At 57.4% G+C, this 20218-nt stretch carries 20 protein-coding genes and 1 pseudogene; 8 read left to right on the top strand and 13 right to left on the bottom strand.

Going from position 1 to position 20218, the window contains the following annotated elements:
* Positions 1-5: 5 nt before the first annotated feature.
* From MF268_RS23075 to MF268_RS23065, 3 genes are all read right to left on the bottom strand, one after another.
* Positions 6-287, bottom strand: a complete 282-nt coding sequence (locus MF268_RS23075) for a TrbC/VirB2 family protein (protein WP_007120605.1) — start codon at positions 285-287, stop codon at positions 6-8.
* Between the two features lie 16 nt (positions 288-303).
* A complete protein-coding gene (locus MF268_RS23070; RefSeq protein WP_007120604.1) occupies positions 304-861 on the bottom strand; it encodes a lytic transglycosylase domain-containing protein in 558 nt (185 codons plus the stop codon).
* 79 nt (positions 862-940) lie between these two features.
* Positions 941-1255: a hypothetical protein gene (locus MF268_RS23065; RefSeq protein ID WP_007120603.1), complete on the bottom strand. Its 315-nt coding sequence runs from the start codon at positions 1253-1255 to the stop codon at positions 941-943.
* Between the two features lie 132 nt (positions 1256-1387).
* Here MF268_RS23065 and MF268_RS23060 point away from each other — a divergent pair, with 132 nt between their 5' ends.
* Positions 1388-1966 carry a hypothetical protein gene (locus MF268_RS23060; RefSeq protein WP_007120602.1) on the top strand — a complete coding sequence of 193 codons (579 nt, stop codon included), beginning with the start codon at positions 1388-1390 and terminating at the stop codon, positions 1964-1966.
* Here the strand turns inward: MF268_RS23060 and MF268_RS23055 are convergent.
* The 8 genes from MF268_RS23055 to MF268_RS23020 form a co-directional block, all read right to left on the bottom strand.
* Positions 1960-2160, bottom strand: coding sequence for a hypothetical protein (locus MF268_RS23055; protein ID WP_007120601.1), 201 nt, complete (start codon positions 2158-2160; stop codon positions 1960-1962). The genes MF268_RS23060 and MF268_RS23055 overlap by 7 nt on opposite strands.
* 76 nt (positions 2161-2236) lie before the next feature.
* The gene (locus MF268_RS23050; protein ID WP_093455068.1) at positions 2237-2446 is read right to left on the bottom strand and encodes a helix-turn-helix domain-containing protein; all 210 of its coding nucleotides are present in this window, start codon (positions 2444-2446) and stop codon (positions 2237-2239) included.
* A gap of 323 nt (positions 2447-2769) precedes the next feature.
* The gene (gene pcaF / locus MF268_RS23045) at positions 2770-3969 is read right to left on the bottom strand and encodes a 3-oxoadipyl-CoA thiolase (RefSeq protein ID WP_007120599.1); all 1200 of its coding nucleotides are present in this window, start codon (positions 3967-3969) and stop codon (positions 2770-2772) included.
* Positions 3966-4892 (bottom strand): FAD-binding protein, encoded by a 927-nt coding sequence (locus MF268_RS23040; RefSeq protein ID WP_009827022.1) that lies wholly within the window; start codon positions 4890-4892, stop codon positions 3966-3968. The genes pcaF and MF268_RS23040 overlap by 4 nt, the downstream gene beginning before the upstream one ends.
* Complete coding sequence (locus tag MF268_RS23035) at positions 4892-5650, bottom strand: electron transfer flavoprotein subunit beta/FixA family protein (protein ID WP_009827023.1); 759 nt, start codon at positions 5648-5650, stop codon at positions 4892-4894. The genes MF268_RS23040 and MF268_RS23035 overlap by 1 nt, the downstream gene beginning before the upstream one ends.
* Positions 5651-5726: 76 nt before the next feature.
* Positions 5727-6482, bottom strand: a complete 756-nt coding sequence (locus tag MF268_RS23030; RefSeq protein WP_037954867.1) for an SDR family NAD(P)-dependent oxidoreductase — start codon at positions 6480-6482, stop codon at positions 5727-5729.
* Between the two features lie 72 nt (positions 6483-6554).
* Positions 6555-8192 (bottom strand): flavin-containing monooxygenase, encoded by a 1638-nt coding sequence (locus MF268_RS23025; RefSeq protein WP_009827025.1) that lies wholly within the window; start codon positions 8190-8192, stop codon positions 6555-6557.
* A 120-nt stretch (positions 8193-8312) separates the two neighbouring features.
* Complete coding sequence (locus tag MF268_RS23020; protein WP_009827026.1) at positions 8313-9215, bottom strand: alpha/beta hydrolase; 903 nt, start codon at positions 9213-9215, stop codon at positions 8313-8315.
* A gap of 252 nt (positions 9216-9467) precedes the next feature.
* On the opposite strand from MF268_RS23020, the pseudogene MF268_RS23015 reads away from it, so the two are divergent.
* Positions 9468-10401 (top strand): annotated as a pseudogene (locus MF268_RS23015) (IS5 family transposase).
* A 75-nt stretch (positions 10402-10476) separates the two neighbouring features.
* Here MF268_RS23015 and MF268_RS23010 read toward each other — a convergent pair.
* A complete protein-coding gene (locus MF268_RS23010; RefSeq protein ID WP_197918802.1) occupies positions 10477-12558 on the bottom strand; it encodes an FAD-dependent oxidoreductase in 2082 nt (693 codons plus the stop codon).
* A gap of 8 nt (positions 12559-12566) precedes the next feature.
* Positions 12567-14021 (bottom strand): NAD-dependent succinate-semialdehyde dehydrogenase, encoded by a 1455-nt coding sequence (locus MF268_RS23005; protein ID WP_232272174.1) that lies wholly within the window; start codon positions 14019-14021, stop codon positions 12567-12569.
* Between the two features lie 171 nt (positions 14022-14192).
* Here MF268_RS23005 and MF268_RS23000 point away from each other — a divergent pair, with 171 nt between their 5' ends.
* From MF268_RS23000 to MF268_RS22975, 6 genes are all read left to right on the top strand, one after another.
* A complete protein-coding gene (locus MF268_RS23000) occupies positions 14193-14987 on the top strand; it encodes an IclR family transcriptional regulator (protein WP_007120594.1) in 795 nt (264 codons plus the stop codon).
* 15 nt (positions 14988-15002) lie between these two features.
* Positions 15003-16163 (top strand): acyl-CoA dehydrogenase family protein, encoded by a 1161-nt coding sequence (locus MF268_RS22995; protein ID WP_007120593.1) that lies wholly within the window; start codon positions 15003-15005, stop codon positions 16161-16163.
* Positions 16164-16181: 18 nt separating this feature from the next.
* Positions 16182-17336, top strand: coding sequence for an iron-containing alcohol dehydrogenase (locus tag MF268_RS22990; RefSeq protein WP_007120592.1), 1155 nt, complete (start codon positions 16182-16184; stop codon positions 17334-17336).
* Complete coding sequence (locus MF268_RS22985; protein ID WP_007120591.1) at positions 17336-18538, top strand: CaiB/BaiF CoA transferase family protein; 1203 nt, start codon at positions 17336-17338, stop codon at positions 18536-18538. Before MF268_RS22990 ends, MF268_RS22985 begins: the two co-directional genes overlap by 1 nt.
* A 52-nt stretch (positions 18539-18590) precedes the next feature.
* Complete coding sequence (locus MF268_RS22980; protein ID WP_232272173.1) at positions 18591-19472, top strand: helix-turn-helix domain-containing protein; 882 nt, start codon at positions 18591-18593, stop codon at positions 19470-19472.
* Between the two features lie 73 nt (positions 19473-19545).
* Entirely contained in the window at positions 19546-20004 is a 459-nt protein-coding gene (locus tag MF268_RS22975; RefSeq protein WP_007120589.1) for an acyl-CoA thioesterase, read from the top strand.
* The last annotated feature ends 214 nt before the right edge of the window (positions 20005-20218 follow it).

Raw genomic sequence — 20218 nt, 5'->3', positions numbered from 1 at the left:
CAACCTCAGGAGAAGCCGTCGACGATGGTGCCGGCCGAGAAGATCAGCACGATCCCGATGATGACCGAGGCGAACCAGCCCCAGTTCAGCCGCCCCATCATGCACATGAAACCAGTGCCGATGACGGCGAGTGTGGCAACCGCGATCCCAATCGGACCGGTCAGCGCGGCCTCGACGGTTTCCAGCATGGTCTGGATCGGCGACAAGTCCTGCGCGAAGGCAGGGCTTGCGAGAGCCGCCAAGGTTGTGGTGGCAGGCAAGAGGCGGCTGAGGCGATGTCGAAGCATGCGAAGTTCCCTTGTTTTACTGAAGATCGATGAGGACCGGCGCGCGGGCTGGAACCCGGTCTGCGACGCGGATGTCCGGCGCGGAAACAGGTGTACCCGCAAGTCGGGACCGGATCCGGTGGATGCGCGCGATGTAGTCGCGGGTCTCGATGAAAGGCGGGATGCCGGAATACTCGACCACCCGGTGCGGTCCGGCATTGTAGGCCGCGAGCGCCAAGTCGATGTCCTTGAACGTTCCGAGTTGTGCGAGCAGATACCGCGCCGCGCCGTCGAGGTTCTGGGAGGGATCGCGCGGATCGACGCCGAGCGCACGGGCAGTATCCGGCATCAGCTGGCCAAGACCATAGGCATCCTTCGGGCTGACGGCGGTCGGGTTGTAGCTGCTTTCAGCCTCGACCAGGGCGCGGAACAGAATTTGCCAGTCGTCCGCATCAAGGCTGACCTGCCGCAGGGCACGGTTCCCCTGGTGGCGGACGGCAGTCGTGCGGATCAGGGAGAGGGTGTCGTCGCGACTGGAAGGCGGCGTGGCGTCCAACGAGGCCAGAACGACCTCGGCTTCAGCGCTATGTTCCAAACCAGCCCAGGCAGGGCGCTCACCGTGAAAGGTCCAGCCCGAAGTCCGGGCTGTGCCGTCGCGGCCGAAGGCGATAACGTCAGCCGCGCTCCTCGAGGGTGATGCTGTAGTCAGGACCAAAGCGCAGATCGCGCCCGTCACCGAACTCGAGATGATGTTTGAAGAGCCCTGGCCATATGTTGAAATACCGCGGCTCAGGCCCGTGCGGGGTGATCCGGGTCGAGACCAGAATGGCTTCCGGCTCACCCTCGCGCAGGTAGATGCACTGGTAGCGCGGCTTGCCATCGTCCGTGAACCCCACGAGTTCATACCGGCAGCGGAACGCGATGCCCTGTTCGGACAGGTCTTTGACACCATCGATGGTGATCAGGATCTGGTTGCGCGCTATCGGCATGTTCGGACTCTCCCCACGAGAGCCCTTCTACTTCCTGCGCTTAAATCCATAAAGTCATATGGAGTCAATACGACATATTGCAGATAAATACATATTGCGCGATAGTCTGCGCAACTTTTGCGGGAGAGCGACATGAAGCGACAGGCGATGGCAGCGGCGATGGGGGTGATGGCGGTGTTCGGAGCCCCGGGGAAGGCGCAGGCCTATGACATCGACTGCGCCATCATGCTCTGCATGGCTGGCGGCTTCCCCCCGAGCGCAGTCTGTGCACGGGCCTATCGCACTATGATCCGCCGCATCACGCCCTGGCCGAGCCTGCCGCCCTTCGGGGTCTGCACCTTCGCACATGTGCCGGTCGAGCTGGGCGGGCCCGGCGGGGAGGGCGAGCTCGACACCACTCTGCCCGAATACGAATGGCTGAACCGCACCCATGTGATCTGGTTCACCGGTCAAGCCTATAGAGAAAGGGGAGGTGAACAGTATTGGGACTGGTCTCTCCGTTCCTGCGACCGAGAGAACCGCACCTGCCGGTACATCCAGCGGGTCTACCGATCCCACACGCCCTGGCCCGAGGCATTCGTATCGGAAGGCGGTCAGGAGATCGCCTATCCGACCGGCGGAGGTTCCTCGTACTTCTATTTGCGCAGTATCATGGTTGAATACGGCGACTACGAGGGCAACATGGGCCACTCGGAGTGGTTCTCCTACTGATCCGAACGGTCTGATGCCTTCAGGGAAACTGGGCGAAGCTCGACCAGACAAGCATCAAAGCGTTCTGGATCGACATGCCAGCGGCGGCTCACCGAGCCATCATTCCAACGGTAATCGGTGAACAGGTGAATCTCCTGCGCACCGTCGTTCAGAAACCCGTTCTGGAAGGGCCAGCCTGTCTTCTTCTTACCCATCGAACTCTCTGCACTCCATTTGACTACCTCTTGAGACGTTCCGCTCCAGGACGCATCAGGGGCTGGCAAAAACTGGCTAGCGTTTTGTGAAGAGCTCTGCTGGATCTACGTTCAGTGCTTTGGCGATACGTTCGAGAAGGTCGAGGGAGGCCGCGAACTTGGCGTTCTCGAGCTTGCCCATATGGCCGCGACTCACATCGGCCCGATGAGCAAGCTCCTCCTGGCTGAGGCCGCGGGCGCGTCTCAATTCCTGGATGTTTAGTGCTACACGGTCCCGCAAGTTCATGCCGTTGAAACGGACACGATGCGCGAAATATCGCCACGCGATATATGTTACATTCGGAAGTGCAGAGAAGAAATCTTGGGATGGCGCGAGATCGCCGGAATGGAATGCCTGCCGAAACGCAGGTCACGTGATGATCCGTCTCGCAAACATTATGGGCCGTTCAATCGTTCTTTCAGGAAAGGGCGGCACCGGAGAGAGGTTCCGGTACCGCCAGGGTATCGCCCACAGGGAGGTGGTAGAGGGCGAATTCTACACGGAAAATTTGGGGTCGACCAATAATCGCGTAATCATGATTATGGTAATTTTTAGGCTGTCACGGCACCTCAGACAGCTTCGAGTGCGATTGCAATTCCCTGTCCCACGCCAATACACATGGTCGACAACGACTTTTCTCCAGGTTTGAGGTCCAGCATCGCTGAGCCGGTGATGCGGGCACCCGACATGCCAAGCGGATGGCCGAGAGCAATAGCGCCGCCGTTTGGGTTCACGCGGGCATCATCATCCGCGATCCCCAGGTGCCGTAGTGTGGCCAGACCCTGCGAAGCAAAGGCTTCGTTAAGTTCGATCACCGAGAAGTCTTCTTGTTTCAGTCCAAGTCGCGCCATCAGCTTTTTCGACGCCGGTGCCGGCCCGAAACCCATGATGCGCGGTGCAACGCCGGCGGTTGCGCCGCCCAAGACCCTTGCGACCGGCGTGAGGCCAAATTTTTTTGCGACGTCGCTGGTGGCAAGGATCAATGCTGCGGCACCATCGTTCACGCCTGAAGAATTCCCTGCGGTTACCGTGCCATCCGCTTTTACGAAAGTTTTCAGTTGGGCGAGCGCTTCCAAAGTCGTACTCGCGCGAGGGTGTTCATCCTGTACGACGATCTTTGGCTCCCCCTTTCGCTGAGGAATCTCTACCGGGACAATTTCACGGGCCAAACGACCGTTCGCCATAGCAACGCTCGCCTTTTGCTGGGAATGTAGGGCGAAAGCATCTTGGTCGGCGCGGTTGATGCCGAAGACTTCAGCCACGTTTTCGGCCGTTTCAGGCATACTGTCGACGCCGTATTGGCTCTTCATCAGTCTATTGACGAAGCGCCAGCCGATGGTGGTGTCTTCCACACTATTCTCGCGCGAGAATACTGTTGTAGCTTTTGGCATCACAAACGGAGCACGCGACATGCTTTCCACACCACCTGCGACAATGAGATCGGCCTCTCCTGATTTGATAGCGCGGGCGGCCGTGATTATCGCATCCATGCCCGACCCGCACAACCGATTCATTGTTGTCCCCGGTACACAATCCGGAAATCCAGCTAGTAGAAGCGACATGCGAGCAACATTACGGTTGTCCTCTCCCGCTTGGTTGGCGCAGCCAAAAATCACTTCGTCAATGGTCGCTAGATCTAGCCCCGGGTTTCGGCTGGCCAAGGCCCTGAGTGGGATTGCGCCAAGATCGTCGGCTCGCACAGAAGAAAGCGCGCCGCCATAGCGACCGATTGGTGTGCGGATGTAATCGCAGATATAGACGTTTGTCATTCTTTGAGTGCCTTTGTCAGGTCCGGGACTGCGTCGAAGAGGTCTGCGACGAGGCCGTAATCGGCGATTTGGAAGATGGGGGCCTCTTCGTCCTTGTTGATGGCGACGATGACCTTACTGTCCTTCATCCCCGCAAGGTGTTGAATTGCCCCGGAAATCCCGACCGCGATATACAGCTCGGGCGCCACGACCTTGCCGGTCTGGCCGACCTGCCAGTCGTTCGGTGCGAACCCAGAGTCCACAGCCGCGCGCGAGGCGCCGACGGCAGCACCCAGTTTGTCCGCAAGTGCTTCAATAATCGCGAAATTTTCCTCGGAACCGACGCCGCGCCCGCCCGAGACCACGACCTTGGCCGAGGTCAGTTCCGGACGATCCGACGCCGCGACCTTGTCCTCGACCCAGGCGCTCAGGCCCGCGTTGCCGGCTGCTGCGATGGCCTCGACGGCGGCCGAGCCACCCTGGCCAGCCGCGTCGAAGGCGGTGGTGCGGACGGTCAGTAACTTCTTGGAATCGTTGGACTTTACCGTCTGCATCGCGTTGCCCGCGTAGATCGGGCGCTCGAACGTGGACCCGTCCAGGATGGCCGTCACGTCCGACAGAACCATCACATCCAGCAGCGCCGCAACGCGCGGCAGGATGTTTTTCGCGCTTGCCGTGGAGGGAGCAACGATATGTTCATAATTGCCTGCCAGGCTGACCACCAGATCGGCGACCGGCTCGGCCAGGCCGTTGGCGTAGGCCGCGTCATCCGCGACCACAACCTTCGCCACGCCGTCGATCTGCGACGCGGCCTGACCCGCAGCAGCAGGGCCCGCAACCAGAACGGTCACATCGCCCAGCGATTTGGCAGCGGTCACCGCCTTGGCGGTGGCGTCCAGCGCCAGCGCGCCACCGGCGATTTCTGCAAGGAGAAGAACAGCCATTACACGATCCCCTTTTCTTTCAGTTTCGACACCAGCTCGTCGACCGAGCCGACCATCTCGCCTGCCGACCGTGCGGCGGGCTCGGCGGTTTTCACAATCTCCAGGCGCGGGGTGACATCGACGCCGTAATCGGCGGCGGTCTTCTCATCCAGCGGCTTCTTCTTGGCCTTCATGATGTTGGGCAGCGAGGCATAGCGCGGCTCGTTCAGGCGCAAATCGGCGGTGACGATCGCCGGCAGCTTGACCTTGATCGTCTGCAACCCGCCATCCACTTCGCGGGTCACGACGGCATGATCGCCTTCGATCCCGACCTCGGAGGCATAGGTCGCCTGGCCCCAGCCCAGCAGCGCCGCCAGCATCTGGCCGGTGGCGTTCATGTCATTGTCGATCGCCTGCTTGCCCGCGATCACCAGGCCCGGCGCCTCGGCGTCGATCACGGCCTTCAGGATCTTGGCCACCGCCAGCGGCTCGATGTCCTGGTGCACGTCATCGGCGGCCACAACCAGGATCGCCCGGTCCGCGCCCATCGCCAGCGCCGTGCGCAGCGTTTCCTGCGCCTGCTTCACGCCGATCGAGACGACGACAACCTCGTCCGCCTTGCCCGCTTCCTTCAGCCGGATCGCCTCTTCGACCGCAATCTCGTCGAACGGGTTCATCGACATCTTCACATTCGCGAGATCAACTCCGCTCCCGTCCGCCTTAACGCGAACCTTCACGTTGTGGTCAATTAGGCGTTTTATAGGAGCAATTATTTTCATTGGCTTTTATCGTTTTCAAAATTTGCAATGGTGGTAACGGCCCGGATTCCGAGCCGTTACTCGGGATGGGTCCCTGTCAATTCGCAGTATAACCGCCATCTACTACAATCTCTGCTCCGTGAACGAACGATGACTCATCCGATGCGAGGAACAGGACCGCATTCGAAACCTCTTCAGGTTTGCTTGGTCGCTTGAGCAGCGTCGCCCCCAGAATTGCCTGCCGGGTAACTTCGTCGGCGTGTAGCAGATCTTTTGTCATGGGAGTATCGATGACACCGGGATGGATCGAATTCACGCGTATGCCACTTTCAGCCAGGTCGACTGCGCAGGATTTCGTCAACATCCGTACGGCGCCTTTGGATCCAATGTAGGCTCCCGCCGAAGCGGCTCCAACAATCCCATAGATTGAAGAAATATTGATAATAGATGCCTTTTCGGCCTCTTTCATCAATGGAACCGCGGCTCGGATGCCGAGATAAATACCGCGTACATTGACGTTGAACGTCATGTCAAATTCGTCAGGCGAGGTTTCGTGGAGCGGCTTAAGAATGAGAATGCCAGCGTTGTTCACTAGCACATCAAGCCGACCAGCACTTGATTGCACCGTAGAGATGACATTCTTCCAATCTTCTTCAAGCGTCACGTCATGTTGAATGAATTCCGCCTTCCCTCCGGCTTCAATGATACCTTTCACTACGCTTTCAGCCGCTTCCGTGTCACGGTCGGTTACAAATACATGCGCACCTTCACGTGCCAGCGTTTCACAATGGGCTTTTCCCATGCCCATCGCTCCACCTGTTACCAGTGCGACTTTTCCGAATACCCTTCCCAAATCTCTCTCCCTAGTTTTCATGAACAAATTTAATTGGTTCCGCCGGGGATTCTTGATGCCCGGCGGAATTCTTTACACCTTCTCGGCAGTGCGGTTGCGGATCAGGGATGTATAACCTTCCTCCTTCACTGCATTAATGGCATTTCGGTAATTGCCAATCCCGGCCATGTAGAACATTACTGCATTCTTCTTTCCGGGGATATTTGCGCCGAAGATCCAGCTTTCAGCTTTGGGGAAGAGTGTCATGTCGGCGATTTCACGACAGGTGCGAACCCAAGCATCGCGCGCTTCCACGGTTGGCTCCACATTTCGAACCCCCTCTTCTTCCACCGTGCAAATCGTGTCAGCGATCCATTCGACTTGCGTCTCAATGCTGGGGGGCAGGTTGGTGAAGGGGCCATTAGGGCCAAGGATCATGAAGAAGTTCGGGAAGTCGACCTCCATCATGCCGAGGTAACCGAGCGGGCCTTCCTTCCAAGTGTCGCGCATGGTCACGCCTCCGCGTCCGCGGAGGTCCATTTTGACGTAATTGCCGTCGACCGCATCGAAGCCAGTGGCAAAGATTACGATGTCAAGCTCATGCTCCTCGCCGCTTTCGAGACGTATGCCGTTCGGAGTGAACTCTGCGATCGGATCGGCCTTAACGTCGGCGAGGGTCACGTTGTCTCGGTTGTAGACCTCGTAATAGTTGTTTCCGCAAAGCGGGCGCTTGGCGTAAAGGTCCTTCGGCGTCAGTTTCTCTGCGACCTTGGGGTCCTTCACGATTTTCTTGATTTTGCCCTTGATGAAGTCAGCGGCCGCATCATTGGCCACTTGGCTGGTCGCAATATCGCAAAAGGTGCCAAACATGAAATAGAAACCACCGCCGCGCTGCCAGGCGGCTTCGAAGACCCGCTCCCGTTCTTCGGGGGAGGCGGTTTCGGCGGGCTTGACGCTTTCTTCGAAGCCGAAGGCCACAACAGAATTCTTCACTTGATTCCAGATACTATCGTAGTTTGCCTTTTGCTCTGCGATGGTAGCATCGTCTTGCGGGGTGTTCCCAATCGGCACGACATATTGTGCAGAGCGCTGAAAAACAGTCAGGTGTTTTGCAACTGGTGCCGTTGCTGTAATAACCTGCACACCGGTCGAGCCAGTGCCAATAATGCCCACGCGTTTGTTGCTCAAGTCCACGCCGTCGGGCCAGGCACCTGTGTGTAAGATACGGCCTTTGAAATCATCGATGCCCTTGAATTTTGGAACATTCGTTGCGGACAAGAGACCGAGGCCAGTGACAAGGTATTTGGCGGTAACTGTCTCACCACTATCAGTGATCACGTTCCAGAGACCGGTTTTTTCATTATAGTGCGCGCCGTCCACCTTGGTGTCGAACTTGTAGCTGCGTCGGAGATCGAGATGATCCGCCACCTCGTTCATGTATTCGAGGATCTCGGGCTGGGTCAGATACCGCGTTTTCCAGCGGCCTTTTTGAAGCAACTCTTTGTCAAAAGAATAGCGGTAGACATAGCTTTCCGTGTCCGACAGCGCACCGGGATATCGGTTCCACCACCAGGTGCCGCCAACGTCACTGGCGCTGTCATAGCCCCGGACGTTCAGTCCCTGCTCGTTGCGAAGTTTGTGGACGGCGTAAAGCCCGCCGAAGCCCGCGCCAATGACGACTGCGTCGTAATCCGCTCCGGATGTTTTAGTAATCTCAGTCTGAATGTTCATGTCACTCCTCCCAGAGTAAGACTGCTCCGCCCCGCAGTTTGCGGGTGAGATGGCAGATGAATGTGTCGTAGGGGTTTCTCTCGCACCGCACCGCACCGCAATGCAGTGCGAGTACAGGTGTCAGAGGGCCTGATACCATGCGGCGATGCGACCAAGTTCCTCGTTCGCCTCGGGCGCGCGTCCCGAAAGCGCGGGAAAGACATGCTGCATGCCTTCGACGATAGACAGGGTCACATTTACGCCCTGTGCCTTGGCCTTTTCGTGCAACCGCTCGGCATCGCTCCTAAGCGTCTCAGCCCCTCCGGCATTGATATAAAGCGGCGGGTAACCGGTGAAATCGTTCTCCAGAGGGTTGGCCAACGGATTTAGCTGATCAGTGCCTTCACCGAGGAACATTCCCGCCATCGCTTCGAGAATCGGTTTCCCGACTAGCGCATCGGTTTCCGCGTTGGTTTCCAGTGTTTCCCCGCGCATCGCCATGTCTAGCCAGGGCGAATATGCGATGACCGCTCCGGGCAGTGGCAGCCCAAGTTCGCGAAATTTCAGCACGCTGGCGATGGCAAGATTGCCGCCAGCACTGTCGCCAGCGGTCAGAATATTTCTTGCCTTGAAGCCCTTATCCAGCAATGCTGTGTACGCGGCTACCGCATCTTCGATCTGCGCCGGAAATGGGTGCTCGGGTGCGCGTCGATAGTGCAGGATCACCGACGTAACCCCAAGCACCTTAGCGAGGTGCCCTGCCATTTTCCGATGACTATCGGCTGAGCCGACGGCAAAGCCGCCACCATGAGTGTAAACAATTACACGCGAGGTATCGGCCCCGACAGGCAGTGCCCAGATAGCCTCGACTCCTCCGATATGATCGCTTTTGTAGCTAACGTTTTCCGGCTCTAGAGCAGGCTGCCCCCATTCATCGAACATGCTGCGCAAGTTCGCGATCGTCAGGTCTGGGTTCTCGACCATCTGATCGGTCCAATTCTGATAAAGCGCCCGCAGCGTATCCGCTTCTCTACTGATTTCCATATTTATCCTCCCAAGAGTAACATTTGGCAAAGCCACCACCTGACGTCGCCAATCTCGGAGGCGTCAAACGGTCTGAGGCGTACGCCAATGATCTCAGAGTAAGGGCGAAGAATGCACCGTGTATTGAACATACCTGCTTTGGAAATTGTATGATCTTGCTCAGCCTGTCGTGAGGCAGATATGCCTGCTACTAGGCTCTGTTGAACAAATTCCGTGCGGGATCCATCTTATGAACCCGGCTTGGTAGCCGGGGTGCATGAGCAGACTGCACCCCCGACCTACAACACCAGGAACTTGCGAGCCTACAATGAAGCGCTCAAGCGCCGGGGCGCTCTGGCAATCTGGTTCGACCCCGAAATGAGCTGGGAGGCCGCGCCGATAGGCAGTCGTGGCCGGCAGCAGACCTACAGCGATGCCTCCAGCCAGACCTGCCTTTCCATGAAGGTGTTATTCGGCATGGCGCTCCGGTAGACGACTGGGTTCGTCTAGAGCCTGCTGCAGCTGGTTGGTCTCGTCCGGACTGTGCCCGACTTCAGCACCCTGTCCCGGCGTCAGAAGACCCTGGCCGTGAACATCTCGAATCGCGGCTCCAAGGGGCCGCTGCACCTGCTGTCAGCACGCGTATCAAAGTCGCGGGCGAAGGCGAGTGGCACGCCCGCAAGCATGGTGGACCCAAACGGCGCGTCTGGACCGAGATCCATCTCGGGGTTGACGAGGAAACACTGGAGGTTCGCGCAGTGACGAGGTCACAGGGAGCCACATCGGCGATGCATGGGTTTTACCCGACCTCCTCAACCAGATCCCGGCGGACCAGTAGATCGGCAGTGTCATGGCTGACGGTGCCTACGACACACGGAAATGCCACGACGCAATTGCTGACCGTGGTGCCCACGCCGTTATCCCGCCACGCAAGAACGCAAAGCCATGGAAGACCATCACCGCCGGAGCCGTGGCGCGAAACGAGGCCCTGCGCGCGGCGAAGTGCCTGGCTCGCGCGCTCTGGCGACGATGGAGCGGATACCACCGCCGAAGCAGTGTCGAGACGAAAATGAACTGTGTCATGTCGCTGGGGCATCGCCTTATAGCGCGGGACTTTGACCGTCAGGTCGCGGCACTCCCAGTCCGCATCGCCGTCCTGAACGGATACACTGCACTCGGCATACCCGTTACGGAAGCTGTGGGATAAGTTTATCCGGGGAAAGGGCAACCACGGCCATCACCCCATTTGCAAAACAGACTCCCTCTACCACAGAAAGACAACTTATCTGCCGGTGATCGTGGGAAACATGCTGACATGTTCCTCCCCGGTCGCGAAAACTCTTTCTAAATAACGAGGCACCCTCCAGCCGCAAGGATCCTCTTTGACATGCGCGCTGAAGAGCGCGGTCAACCGATCCTTGCCGATATTTTTGGCGTGGTGCATCAGGCCTCCCCGCCAGCGGGGAAATCCGTAGCCGTGAATCATTACTAGGTCGATGTCTTGCGGTTTTTCTGCTACGCCTTCGTCAAGGATATCGCAGGCTTCCGCCACCATTGTGAGCAAGAGCCTTTCTACGATTTCGTCAGCTGAGAACTCGCGGCGAGTGAAGTTCATTTCTTCTGAGACACGGAGTATTTCGCTAGCGACCAGCTCCGAATGTGAGGGTTTGCCGTCTGGCCCATAGTCGTACCATCCGGCGCCCGATTTGCGTCCTAGGCGTTTGTGCTTTTCGACCAGCCGCTCGACCAAGGGCACGTGACCACAGCAGTTCCCTTCGGCAACTGCCTTGCGACGGATATTCGCGTAGGCGATGTCCAGCCCCGACATGTCCTGTGCAGCATATGGACCCATCGCCATACCGAATCCGCGCATAGCCGCGTCGATCTCGTCGACATTAGCCCCCTCCACCAGAAGGCGATTAGCGGCGCGACGGTAGCTCGACAAAATTCGGTTTCCGATGAAGCCATCGCAAACACCAGACAGTACCGGGATTTTACCAAGCCTGTGCGCCAGCACAAGTGCTGCACCTAATGTTCCGTCTGACGTTCGGTCGCTCCTGACGACTTCCAGAAGTTTCATAATATGCGCAGGACTGAAGAAATGCATCCCTACAAAGCGTGCCGGGTGTTTCAACCCATCAGAGAGCCGATTTACATCGAGATAGGATGTGTTTGTGGCAATGATGGTCTCGGGTGGCAGTGCGCCTTCGAGTTCGGTCAGGATCGCGGTCTTAACCGCAAAATCCTCGAAGGCCGCCTCGATTGCTAGATCGGTTGGTGGCAGAGCGTCATAGCCTGAGACCGTAACCAGCCGGTCTTCAACCGTCTTTGCCGCATCGACGGACAGAATACCGCGACTGATACCCTGATCAATCAGCTTTTGCAGGTTTTTACTGGCCCACTCGGCGGACGAGGCACTACGTTCGACGACAGTCACCGAGATCCCTGCGGTCGCCAGCGTGTACGCAATAGCTGCGCCCATATTGCCACCACCGACCACGATGGCGGTTTCAGCATCTCGGGAAGGTCGGGGGTAGGCGCGCCCCTTGTTGGTTGCGGTACGCTCGGTGAAGAAAACGTGCCTAAGGGCCCGCGCCTGATCCGAGGTACGAAGGTCCAAAAACGCAGAGCGCTCGCTGGCTAGTGCGTCGTGCAGCGGCGTCGTCGCACTGGTCGCGACTAGGTTCACCGCAACCTGCGGGGCATTCTGGCCAGGCATACGCCGCGCTACATGCGCTCGGGCGACTTCCGCTGCGACGTGGTTTGGCTTTGGTGAAGGAAGATTGTCGGGTGCCTGTGCCGCCTCAAGTACATCGTCATCGAGAGCTATGGCCGCGCCAAGCGGGTCATCGGCTAGCAGCTGGATCAGTCCCATTTTCAGTGCCTGCTCGGCGGAAACAGCCTTCCCGGTGACAATCATGTCAAGCGCAGCTTCAATACCGATAAGTCGCGGCAGTCTTTGGGTTCCCCCTGCGCCAGGCACGATCCCCAAGTTTACCTCTGGCAAGCCCAGTTTGGCAGAAGTTGAGGCGATGCGATAGCAGCAAGCCAGAGCAATCTCTAGTCCCCCACCAAGCGCAGCCCCGTTGATTGCTGCGATAGTAGGAATCGGGAGGTGTGCAAGTTGCATCAGCACATCATTTAGTTGTGGATCAACAGGCAACTTACCGAATTCCTTCGCATCCGCGCCCGCGACGAAGGTCGTTCCTGTGCCGGTGATAATCAGCCTGGTAGCCCCAGTTTCGAGGACTTTGAAGATACAGTGTTGTATTCCAGCCCGAACCTCCGCGTTGATTAGGTTAAGCGGCGAATTGTCTATGGTCAGAATTGCTGCGTCATTTGAGAAGCTTAATTCAACAGGCATGGGCATCCTCACAGCACTGGCGCGCGATTGCGCGAGATAAATTTGGTAATGAGATAGCCTTCGAAGGTTTCCGTCCCGCCTTCAGTCCCATAGCCGCTGTCTCTCACGCCTCCAAACGGAGTCTCGGGCAGAGCGAGGCCGAACTGGTTGATGCTTACCATACCTGCCTGCAAACCCGCAGCTGCTTTATCTGCACGCTCTAACGAATTGGTAAAGACATAGGACGCCAGCCCGAAGGGTAGCCCGTTGGCCCGCGACAGTCCGTCCTCTATGTCACGAAAAGACGAGACGACAGCAATCGGGCCGAAGGGTTCTTCGCGCATCAAGTCAATGTCGTCGTTGGGCGTATCGACGATTGTCGGGGCATAGAAGTTACCATGATTTCCAAGCCTTTTGCCTCCCGTCAACACCCGTGCGCCGTTTTCGCGGGCATCCTCGACGAGCTTTTCCATCGCATTCACGCGTCCGCGATGACACAATGGTCCCATCTGCGTGCCTTCGGCTAAACCAGCGCCCACCTTTACGCTCTCAAATGCTGAAACTAGTTCGGACAGAAATCGATCGTAGATGCCTTGTTGTACGTAAAACCGGGTTGGGGCGATGCACACCTGGCCTGCATTGCGCAGCTTGTTGACCGCCAAGGCGCGCGCCGCGGCCGTGGCATCGGTGTCGTCGAACACCAATACGGGCGCGTGACCGCCGAGCTCCATCGTCGCCCGCTTCATATGGCGGCCAGCCAATTCTGCCAGATGCTTGCCCACCTCGACCGAACCGGTGAAGGTGATTTTGCGCACCTCGGGGCGCGCAATTAGAGTTTCCGAAATGAAGGCCGCATTACCCCAGACAAGGTTCAGACAGCCTTCGGGCAATCCTGCATCCAGCAGATAGCGAGCAATTGCCATGCAACCCGCCGGAGCCTCTGCCGGGGCTTTTAAGATCATCGTGCAACCTGACGCAAGCGCCGCCGCGACCTTGCGTACCGCTTGGCTCAGCGGAAAATTCCAAGGCGTGATGGCAAGGCAGACGCCTATCGGTTCGCGCACGACAAGCTGCTGTACCCGCGGGCTGCGTGATGGAATGATGCGCCCATAAATGCGCCGACATTCCTCGGCGTGCCAGTCAACGTGGTCAGCCGAGGCGCGGACCTCAGCCAAAGCCTCAGCCAGCGGCTTGCCTTCATCGAGAGTGATCCAGCCAGCGATCAGTCTGTCATTTTGGCGCAGCAGGTCGGCAAACCGCCGCAAAATCGCACTTCGTTCCATGGGAGAGCTGTTTTTCCATCGGCGAAAAGCTGATTCGGCCGAGTGAACCGCATGGTCTAGATCTGCGGCGCTAGCCTGCGGAATCTGTCCGATAGTTTGCCCGTTTGCAGGGTTTATGACTGCACGATCCTCTGGCGTGGGAGAAGCGATCCAGTCTCGTCCGATGAGGTGCTGGATGGTCGGATAATTCATTTCTTTCATGGCATTATGCCCTCGCTTAGTTGTGTCATCCGCAGGATCCGGCACGAATGGGACTAGGTGGACGACCTTAATTTTCCGCATAGCGGGAAAGTTTACCGCAGTATTGACTCGGACGTTATCGATCGTTTAGGTGTGTTTCAAGACGCATAATTCTTTCCGAGGAGGGATATCGTGAGACCAAGGAAAGACCGCACCAAGGATGCCGAGAAACAGGATCGCGATTTTGTCACGGCGTTGGCGCGCGGCTTGGAGCTGTTGCGGGCCTTTCGGCGGGAAGGGGAGGCTCTGGGGAACGGTGAGTTGGCCGAGCGCACTGGCCTGAGCAGATCGACGGTCTCCCGGCTGGCCTATACACTGAACAAGCTGGAATACCTCAGCTACGACCCGGATACAGCACGTTATCGACTGGCCCCTCCAGTGCTTTCGTTGGGTTTCTCCTGCCTTGCAGGGATTCCGCTGCGGCAACTGGCGAAGCCCTTTATGCAGGAGCTGGCTGATTACACAGGCATGCCGGTGGCCATGGCCAGTCGTGACCGGCTATCGATGGTCTATCTGGAGCGGTGCAAGGGCACTAATGCCGTCACGCTGGCGATCGAGGTTGGTGCCCATATTAAACTGGCCACGACCGCGGTTGGTCGCGCCTGCATAGCGGCGCACGACCCGGATGAGCGGGCCAGAATTCTGGCCCTTGTGGAGGAACATGAAGGCGACAACTGGCCGAATGTGCAGCCCGGAATCGAAGCAGCTATCGCAGACTACCAACAGCACGGTTACTGCACGTCCTTCACGGAGTGGAAACGTGATGTGAACGCTGTAGCGGTGCCCTTCGTGCCGAAGGACGGCTCACCCATTATTGCCTTCAACTGCGGTGGCCCTTCGCAAACCCTTACGCGCGACTGGATCGAAAGCGACGTCGCGCACCGCCTTGTCGATCTTGTCCGCCGCGTTGCGGCGGTCGCACCCTGAACAATAGAGAGCATCATGGCCCTTGATAAAGATACCCTTTCCCAGTTTCTCGACGCGCTCGACCGCTTCGTGAAAGAGCGACTAATCCCTTACGAGGATCGCGTCGCCGACGAGGATGTGATTCCGCCGATGCTGGTCGATGAAATCCGCATGATGGGCCTTTTCGGCATGTCGATCCCGGAAGATTTCGGCGGGCTCGGCTTGTCGATGATAGAGGAAGTGCAAGCCGCTTTCGTTCTTGGCCAGGCTTCGCCTGCGTTCCGGTCGCTAGTTGGCACCAACAACGGGATCGGCTCTCAGGGAATCATCATCGATGGAACCGACGAGCAGAAGGCGCAGTATCTACCAGCTCTCGCGTCCGGAGATATGATCGCATCCTTCGCCCTAACCGAGCCAGATGCTGGGTCGGATGCTGGCAGTCTGCGCACTACGGCGCGGCGTGACGGTAACGATTTCCTTCTGAACGGCACGAAACGCTACATTACCAATGCACCGCGTGCCGATCTATTCACGGTTTTTGCCCGGACCAATCCAGAGGCGGAAGGTTCTGCCGGCGTAAGCGCCTTTCTCGTCGAGGCAGGGACGCCAGGCATAACGCTTGGCCAGCCTGACAGGAAGATGGGGCAGAAGGGCTCGCACACATGCGACGTCATCCTTGACAATGTCCGCGTGCCTGCCGCGAACATTATCGGCGGGCCGGACCGTCTGAACAAGGGCTTTAAGACAGCAATGAAAGTCCTTGACCGGGGCCGACTGCATATTTCTGCCGTCTGTGTGGGCGCCGCCGAACGGCTGATCCGTGACAGCCTATCCTATGCGATGGAACGCAAACAATTCGGTGAACCCATCGCTGAAAAGCAACTGATCCAAGCCATGCTGGCTGACAGTCGCGCCGAGGCCTTCGCAGCGCGTTGCATGATCGAAGAAACAGCACGCCGCAAGGACGCTGGTCAGAACGTGTCGACTGATGCTGCCTGCTGCAAGATGTTTGCCAGTGAGATGGTAGGTCGAGTGGCCGATCGCGCAGTGCAAATCCACGGCGGTGCAGGATACATGGCCGAATATGCGGTCGAGCGCTTCTATCGCGATGTGCGTCTCTTCCGCATCTACGAGGGGACAACCCAGATTCAGCAAATACTGATCGCGCGGAATATGATCCGCACTGCAGCAGCTTAACAGGAGCGAAGACAAACTATGGACTTCAATTTCCTTTCCACCCCGAGGATCGTCTGCGAGAGCGGTGGGCTTGGCCGGATCGGCAGCCTGATGCAAGATTTGTCTTGCACCCGTGCGCTGGTCGTGACGGACCCGGGCATATTGGCCTGTGGTTTTGCGGACGAGGCAGCCGCCTCACTTAGGGCTGCTGGCATCGAGGTTGAGATTTTTCATAAAGTCGAAGCGGACCCCCCGATCGCTGTCGTCGAGGCCGCGGTAGAGGTCGCGCGGGCCTTTGGTGCTGACGGAATCATCGGACTTGGCGGCGGCAGTTCACTGGACACTGCCAAGGTCATCGCAGCGGCGGTAGCCAACGATCAACCGATTACGGACATGATCGGGATTAATCAGGTCACCGATAAACGCTTGCCACTGATCCAGGTGCCAACCACGGCAGGGACCGGATCAGAGGTAACATGGGTGTCCGTGCTGACTTCGGAAAGCCACGAAAAAAAAGCGGTATATGCACCGCAGCTTCTGCCTGACGTTGCCTTGCTAGATGCAAAGCTAACATTGGGAATGCCTCGTCACATCACAGCGGCCACGGCGTTAGACGCAATGGTTCACGCCATTGAGGCAGTAACCAGTCGCACCAGAAAGAATCCCATTTCCGATGGAATGGCGGACAAAGCGCTGGTGCTTCTCGGTCAGAACTTACCAATCGTCATGGAAACGCCTTCGGACCTGTCAGCGCGAGAGGCCATGCTGTTGGGGGCGACACTGGCTGGGATGGCCTTCATTAATGCCAGCGTGGGGGCGATTCATGCCTTGTCATACCCACTTGGAACAGGTTTCAAGGTTCCTCACGGGCACGCAAACGCTCTGGTCGCAGGACCAGTGATGAGGTTCAACATGCCCGTTGCAGAAGCTGAATATGCTCGTCTATCGCGGTTACTACTGCCCTCGCGGCCTTTCAACTCTGATGCGGCTGCGGCCCATGGCCTGATCGACGAGATGGAACGGATGCTAGTCGAAAGCGGACTTGAGTCTCGACTTTCTGGTGTCGGAGTGACCGAGGCAGCCATTCCCGGAATGGCTAATGAGGTCGTGACCGGTATCACGCGATTGCTGGAGACCAACCCGCGCGACATGACAGCCGAAGATGTGTCGCGCCTCTATCAGGAGGCGCTTTGATGGCTGGCTCATTGGACGGGATCAAGGTGGTCGACCTCAGCCGCGTGCTGGGCGGGCCTTACTGCACCCAAATGCTTGCGGATCATGGCGCTGAGGTCATCAAGGTGGAGCCGCCTCTGGGCGACGAGACCCGCAGTTGGGGCCCGCCTTTCAATGATGAACTCAGCGCTTATTTCTCTGGCGCCAACCGCAACAAGCGGTCCATCGCTATCGATCTGCAGCAACCGGAAGGGCGCGACCTGATTTTGCGGTTTCTTCAGGATGCGGATGTTTTAGTTCACAATTTTAAGTCTGGTACTCTTGAAAAATGGGGGCTTGGTTATGCTGATGTTCTCAGGGCACGTTTTCCTAGACTGGTACTCTGCCATGTGACTGGATTTGGTTCCGATGGCCCACTTGGCGGTTTTCCCGGCTATGACGCCGTGGTACAAGCTATGACGGGCCTCATGAGCATCAACGGCAATCCCTCCGAAGGCCCGACACGCATGGGTACGCCCATCGTGGACATCGGCACCGGTCTGATCGCCTGTAACGCTATTCTCGCCGCACTTTTGGAACGGGGCCGGTCCGGATTGGGCCAAGCCATCGAAGTGCCGCTATATGATTGCGCGATCAGCATGATGCATCCCCAAGCGGCTAATTCCCTCATGTCCGGACAGATACCAATGGCGACCGGCAATGGGCATCCAAATATCGTACCATACGACATGTTCGAAACAAGTAATGGCAAACTCTATCTGGCTATCGGTAACAATGGTCAGTTCGCAAAACTCTGTGACGTGCTTGGCCTACCTGAGGTGCCCTGCGATCCACGATTTGCCGACAATGCCGCGCGTCTTGCGCATCGGTCAGAGATGACAGAGGTCTTGTCAGAGTGCCTGGTGCAACATGACGCCTTCAAACTTGAGCCGGTGCTTTTGAAAGCTGGGATTCCCGCCGGAGTCGTTCGGAATGTGAATGAAGCGTTGGAGCATCCACACACCCGACATCGCGGCATGGTGGTATCAGTTGGCACCTACCGCGGCACCGGCGTGCCAGCACGCTTGTCGCGTACCCCCGGAGCGGTTCGCGCGGCACCGCCTCGCTTCGGGCAGCATAGTAGGGAGTTGCTTAGCGAGGCTGGACTGACAGAAGCTGAAATCGATAGATTGACTCAAGCGAATATCGTTCGAGAAGAACCGCGGATGCGCGAGACGACCTAAGCCGAAATTTCAGCTCAAGCGGACGATCGTGAAAAAGTTCAGGGAGGCCAAGATGGAAAGACTGCTCATATCACCGGACCGGATACCCGAATGGATTCCCGGCACGACTACGTTGGACAGTTCCGGGTGCAACTGGAACGGCATTACCCTGAAGGGCTATCGTTATGAGCGACAAGACGCGGCAATTCCCCCCATGCGCGACTATATGATTGTTGCATATGATGGCGCGCCAACCACTATGCGCCGCACGAGTGGCGGCCCATGGCAAAGCGCGCGCGTAGAGAAAGGTAGGATTTCCTTGCTCACGCGTGCAGAGGAATCCACTTGGAGTTGGTCCGAGCCTATCACGGTTAGACACGTCTATCTCAGTCACAGTGAACTCGAAAACACGGCCCTTTCGGTCTTTGATCGTGACCCGAAGTCCATTGAGATCAATGATTGTCTGTCTGCGAAGGACCCCTGTATCCTGAACTGCATCCAATTGCTAGAGAATGAGCTAAAGAACGGTGGAATCGGCCAGAGATTGATCATCGACGCCCTGCGCATCCAGATCGCCGTTCACCTTCTGCGTCAGTACGCCAAGGTCTCTTTGACCAGCGACGCAAACTCGAACTTCAGCCCTGCTCAAAGGCAGAGAATCATCGATCTCGTTGAAAGCTGCTTAGGTGAAAACCTCAGTCTGGAAGACATGGCCGCATCTATCGGTTTCAGCCAGTTTCACTTTTCGCGTCAGTTCAAGGCGGAGTTTGGGTTGGCACCGTATGCATATGTTTTGCGCAAGCGAATATCGAAGGCCCAGGAGATGCTGAGAAAGGGTAATGCCCCCCTGAAAGTGGTCGCGCTTGACTGCGGTTTTGCAGATCAGAGTCATTTTAGTCGAACTTTTCGAAAAATGACAGGCGCGACCCCCGCCGAATTCCGGCGCATGGCATAATTACCGGAAAACTATTCCTTCCTATCGCTGTCACGCACCAGAGACAAAGAAATGTTGAGCCCGTAACGCTGCAATGAATGTACCAGAAACAGAATTTAAACCACGATTTGCCTTCGAACGCAGGATTTTCTTTGGCGACTGTGACCAGCTGGGAATCGCCTTTACTGGCCGGATCACGAATTTCGCGCTGGAAGCGATCGAGACTTTCTGGGACGATTTGCTTTCAGGCCGGGGCTGGCTTTTTCTACTCACGGAAAGAAACACGGCCATGCCTTTTGTCTCTATGGACCTACAATTCCATGCGCCGGTGAAAGCAGGCGCGAACCTAGCATGCGAGGTCTATGTGGTCCATGTCGGGGAAAGTTCAGTTGGTCTAAAAGTTGTCGGCCGTCAGCATGACTTGATTTGCTTCGAATGCGAAACGAAGTCAGTTTTCCGAGATGCTTCAACATTTGGAAAAGTCAAAATTGAAAGCTCAATTCGGCAGATTTTGCTCGCGGAAGTGGGTTCGGAAAATCAAACAGTGAGCTAGCAACCTTTGAGGTTGCCGCCTGTAATCAAAGAGGTTTTTCGCCCCGTTTGCGTGTGACCGAGTGCAAATTTCTATCTGGCCTTCAAGAATGGCATTTTGAAAAGCCGCGGCCAGAGACGAAGGTCAGCGGATGAGGTCTGAAGTGGTCCCAGGAAACCGGACAGTCAGCTAAGGTGTTTCCCGAACCTTTGAAGGGATACGAACATGGCAAAGC

Source organism: Heliomarina baculiformis (genome assembly GCF_019966545.1).
In the GTDB taxonomy this organism is placed as follows: domain Bacteria; phylum Pseudomonadota; class Alphaproteobacteria; order Rhodobacterales; family Rhodobacteraceae; genus Heliomarina; species Heliomarina baculiformis.
This window is presented reverse-complemented; position numbering and strand designations above follow the sequence as displayed.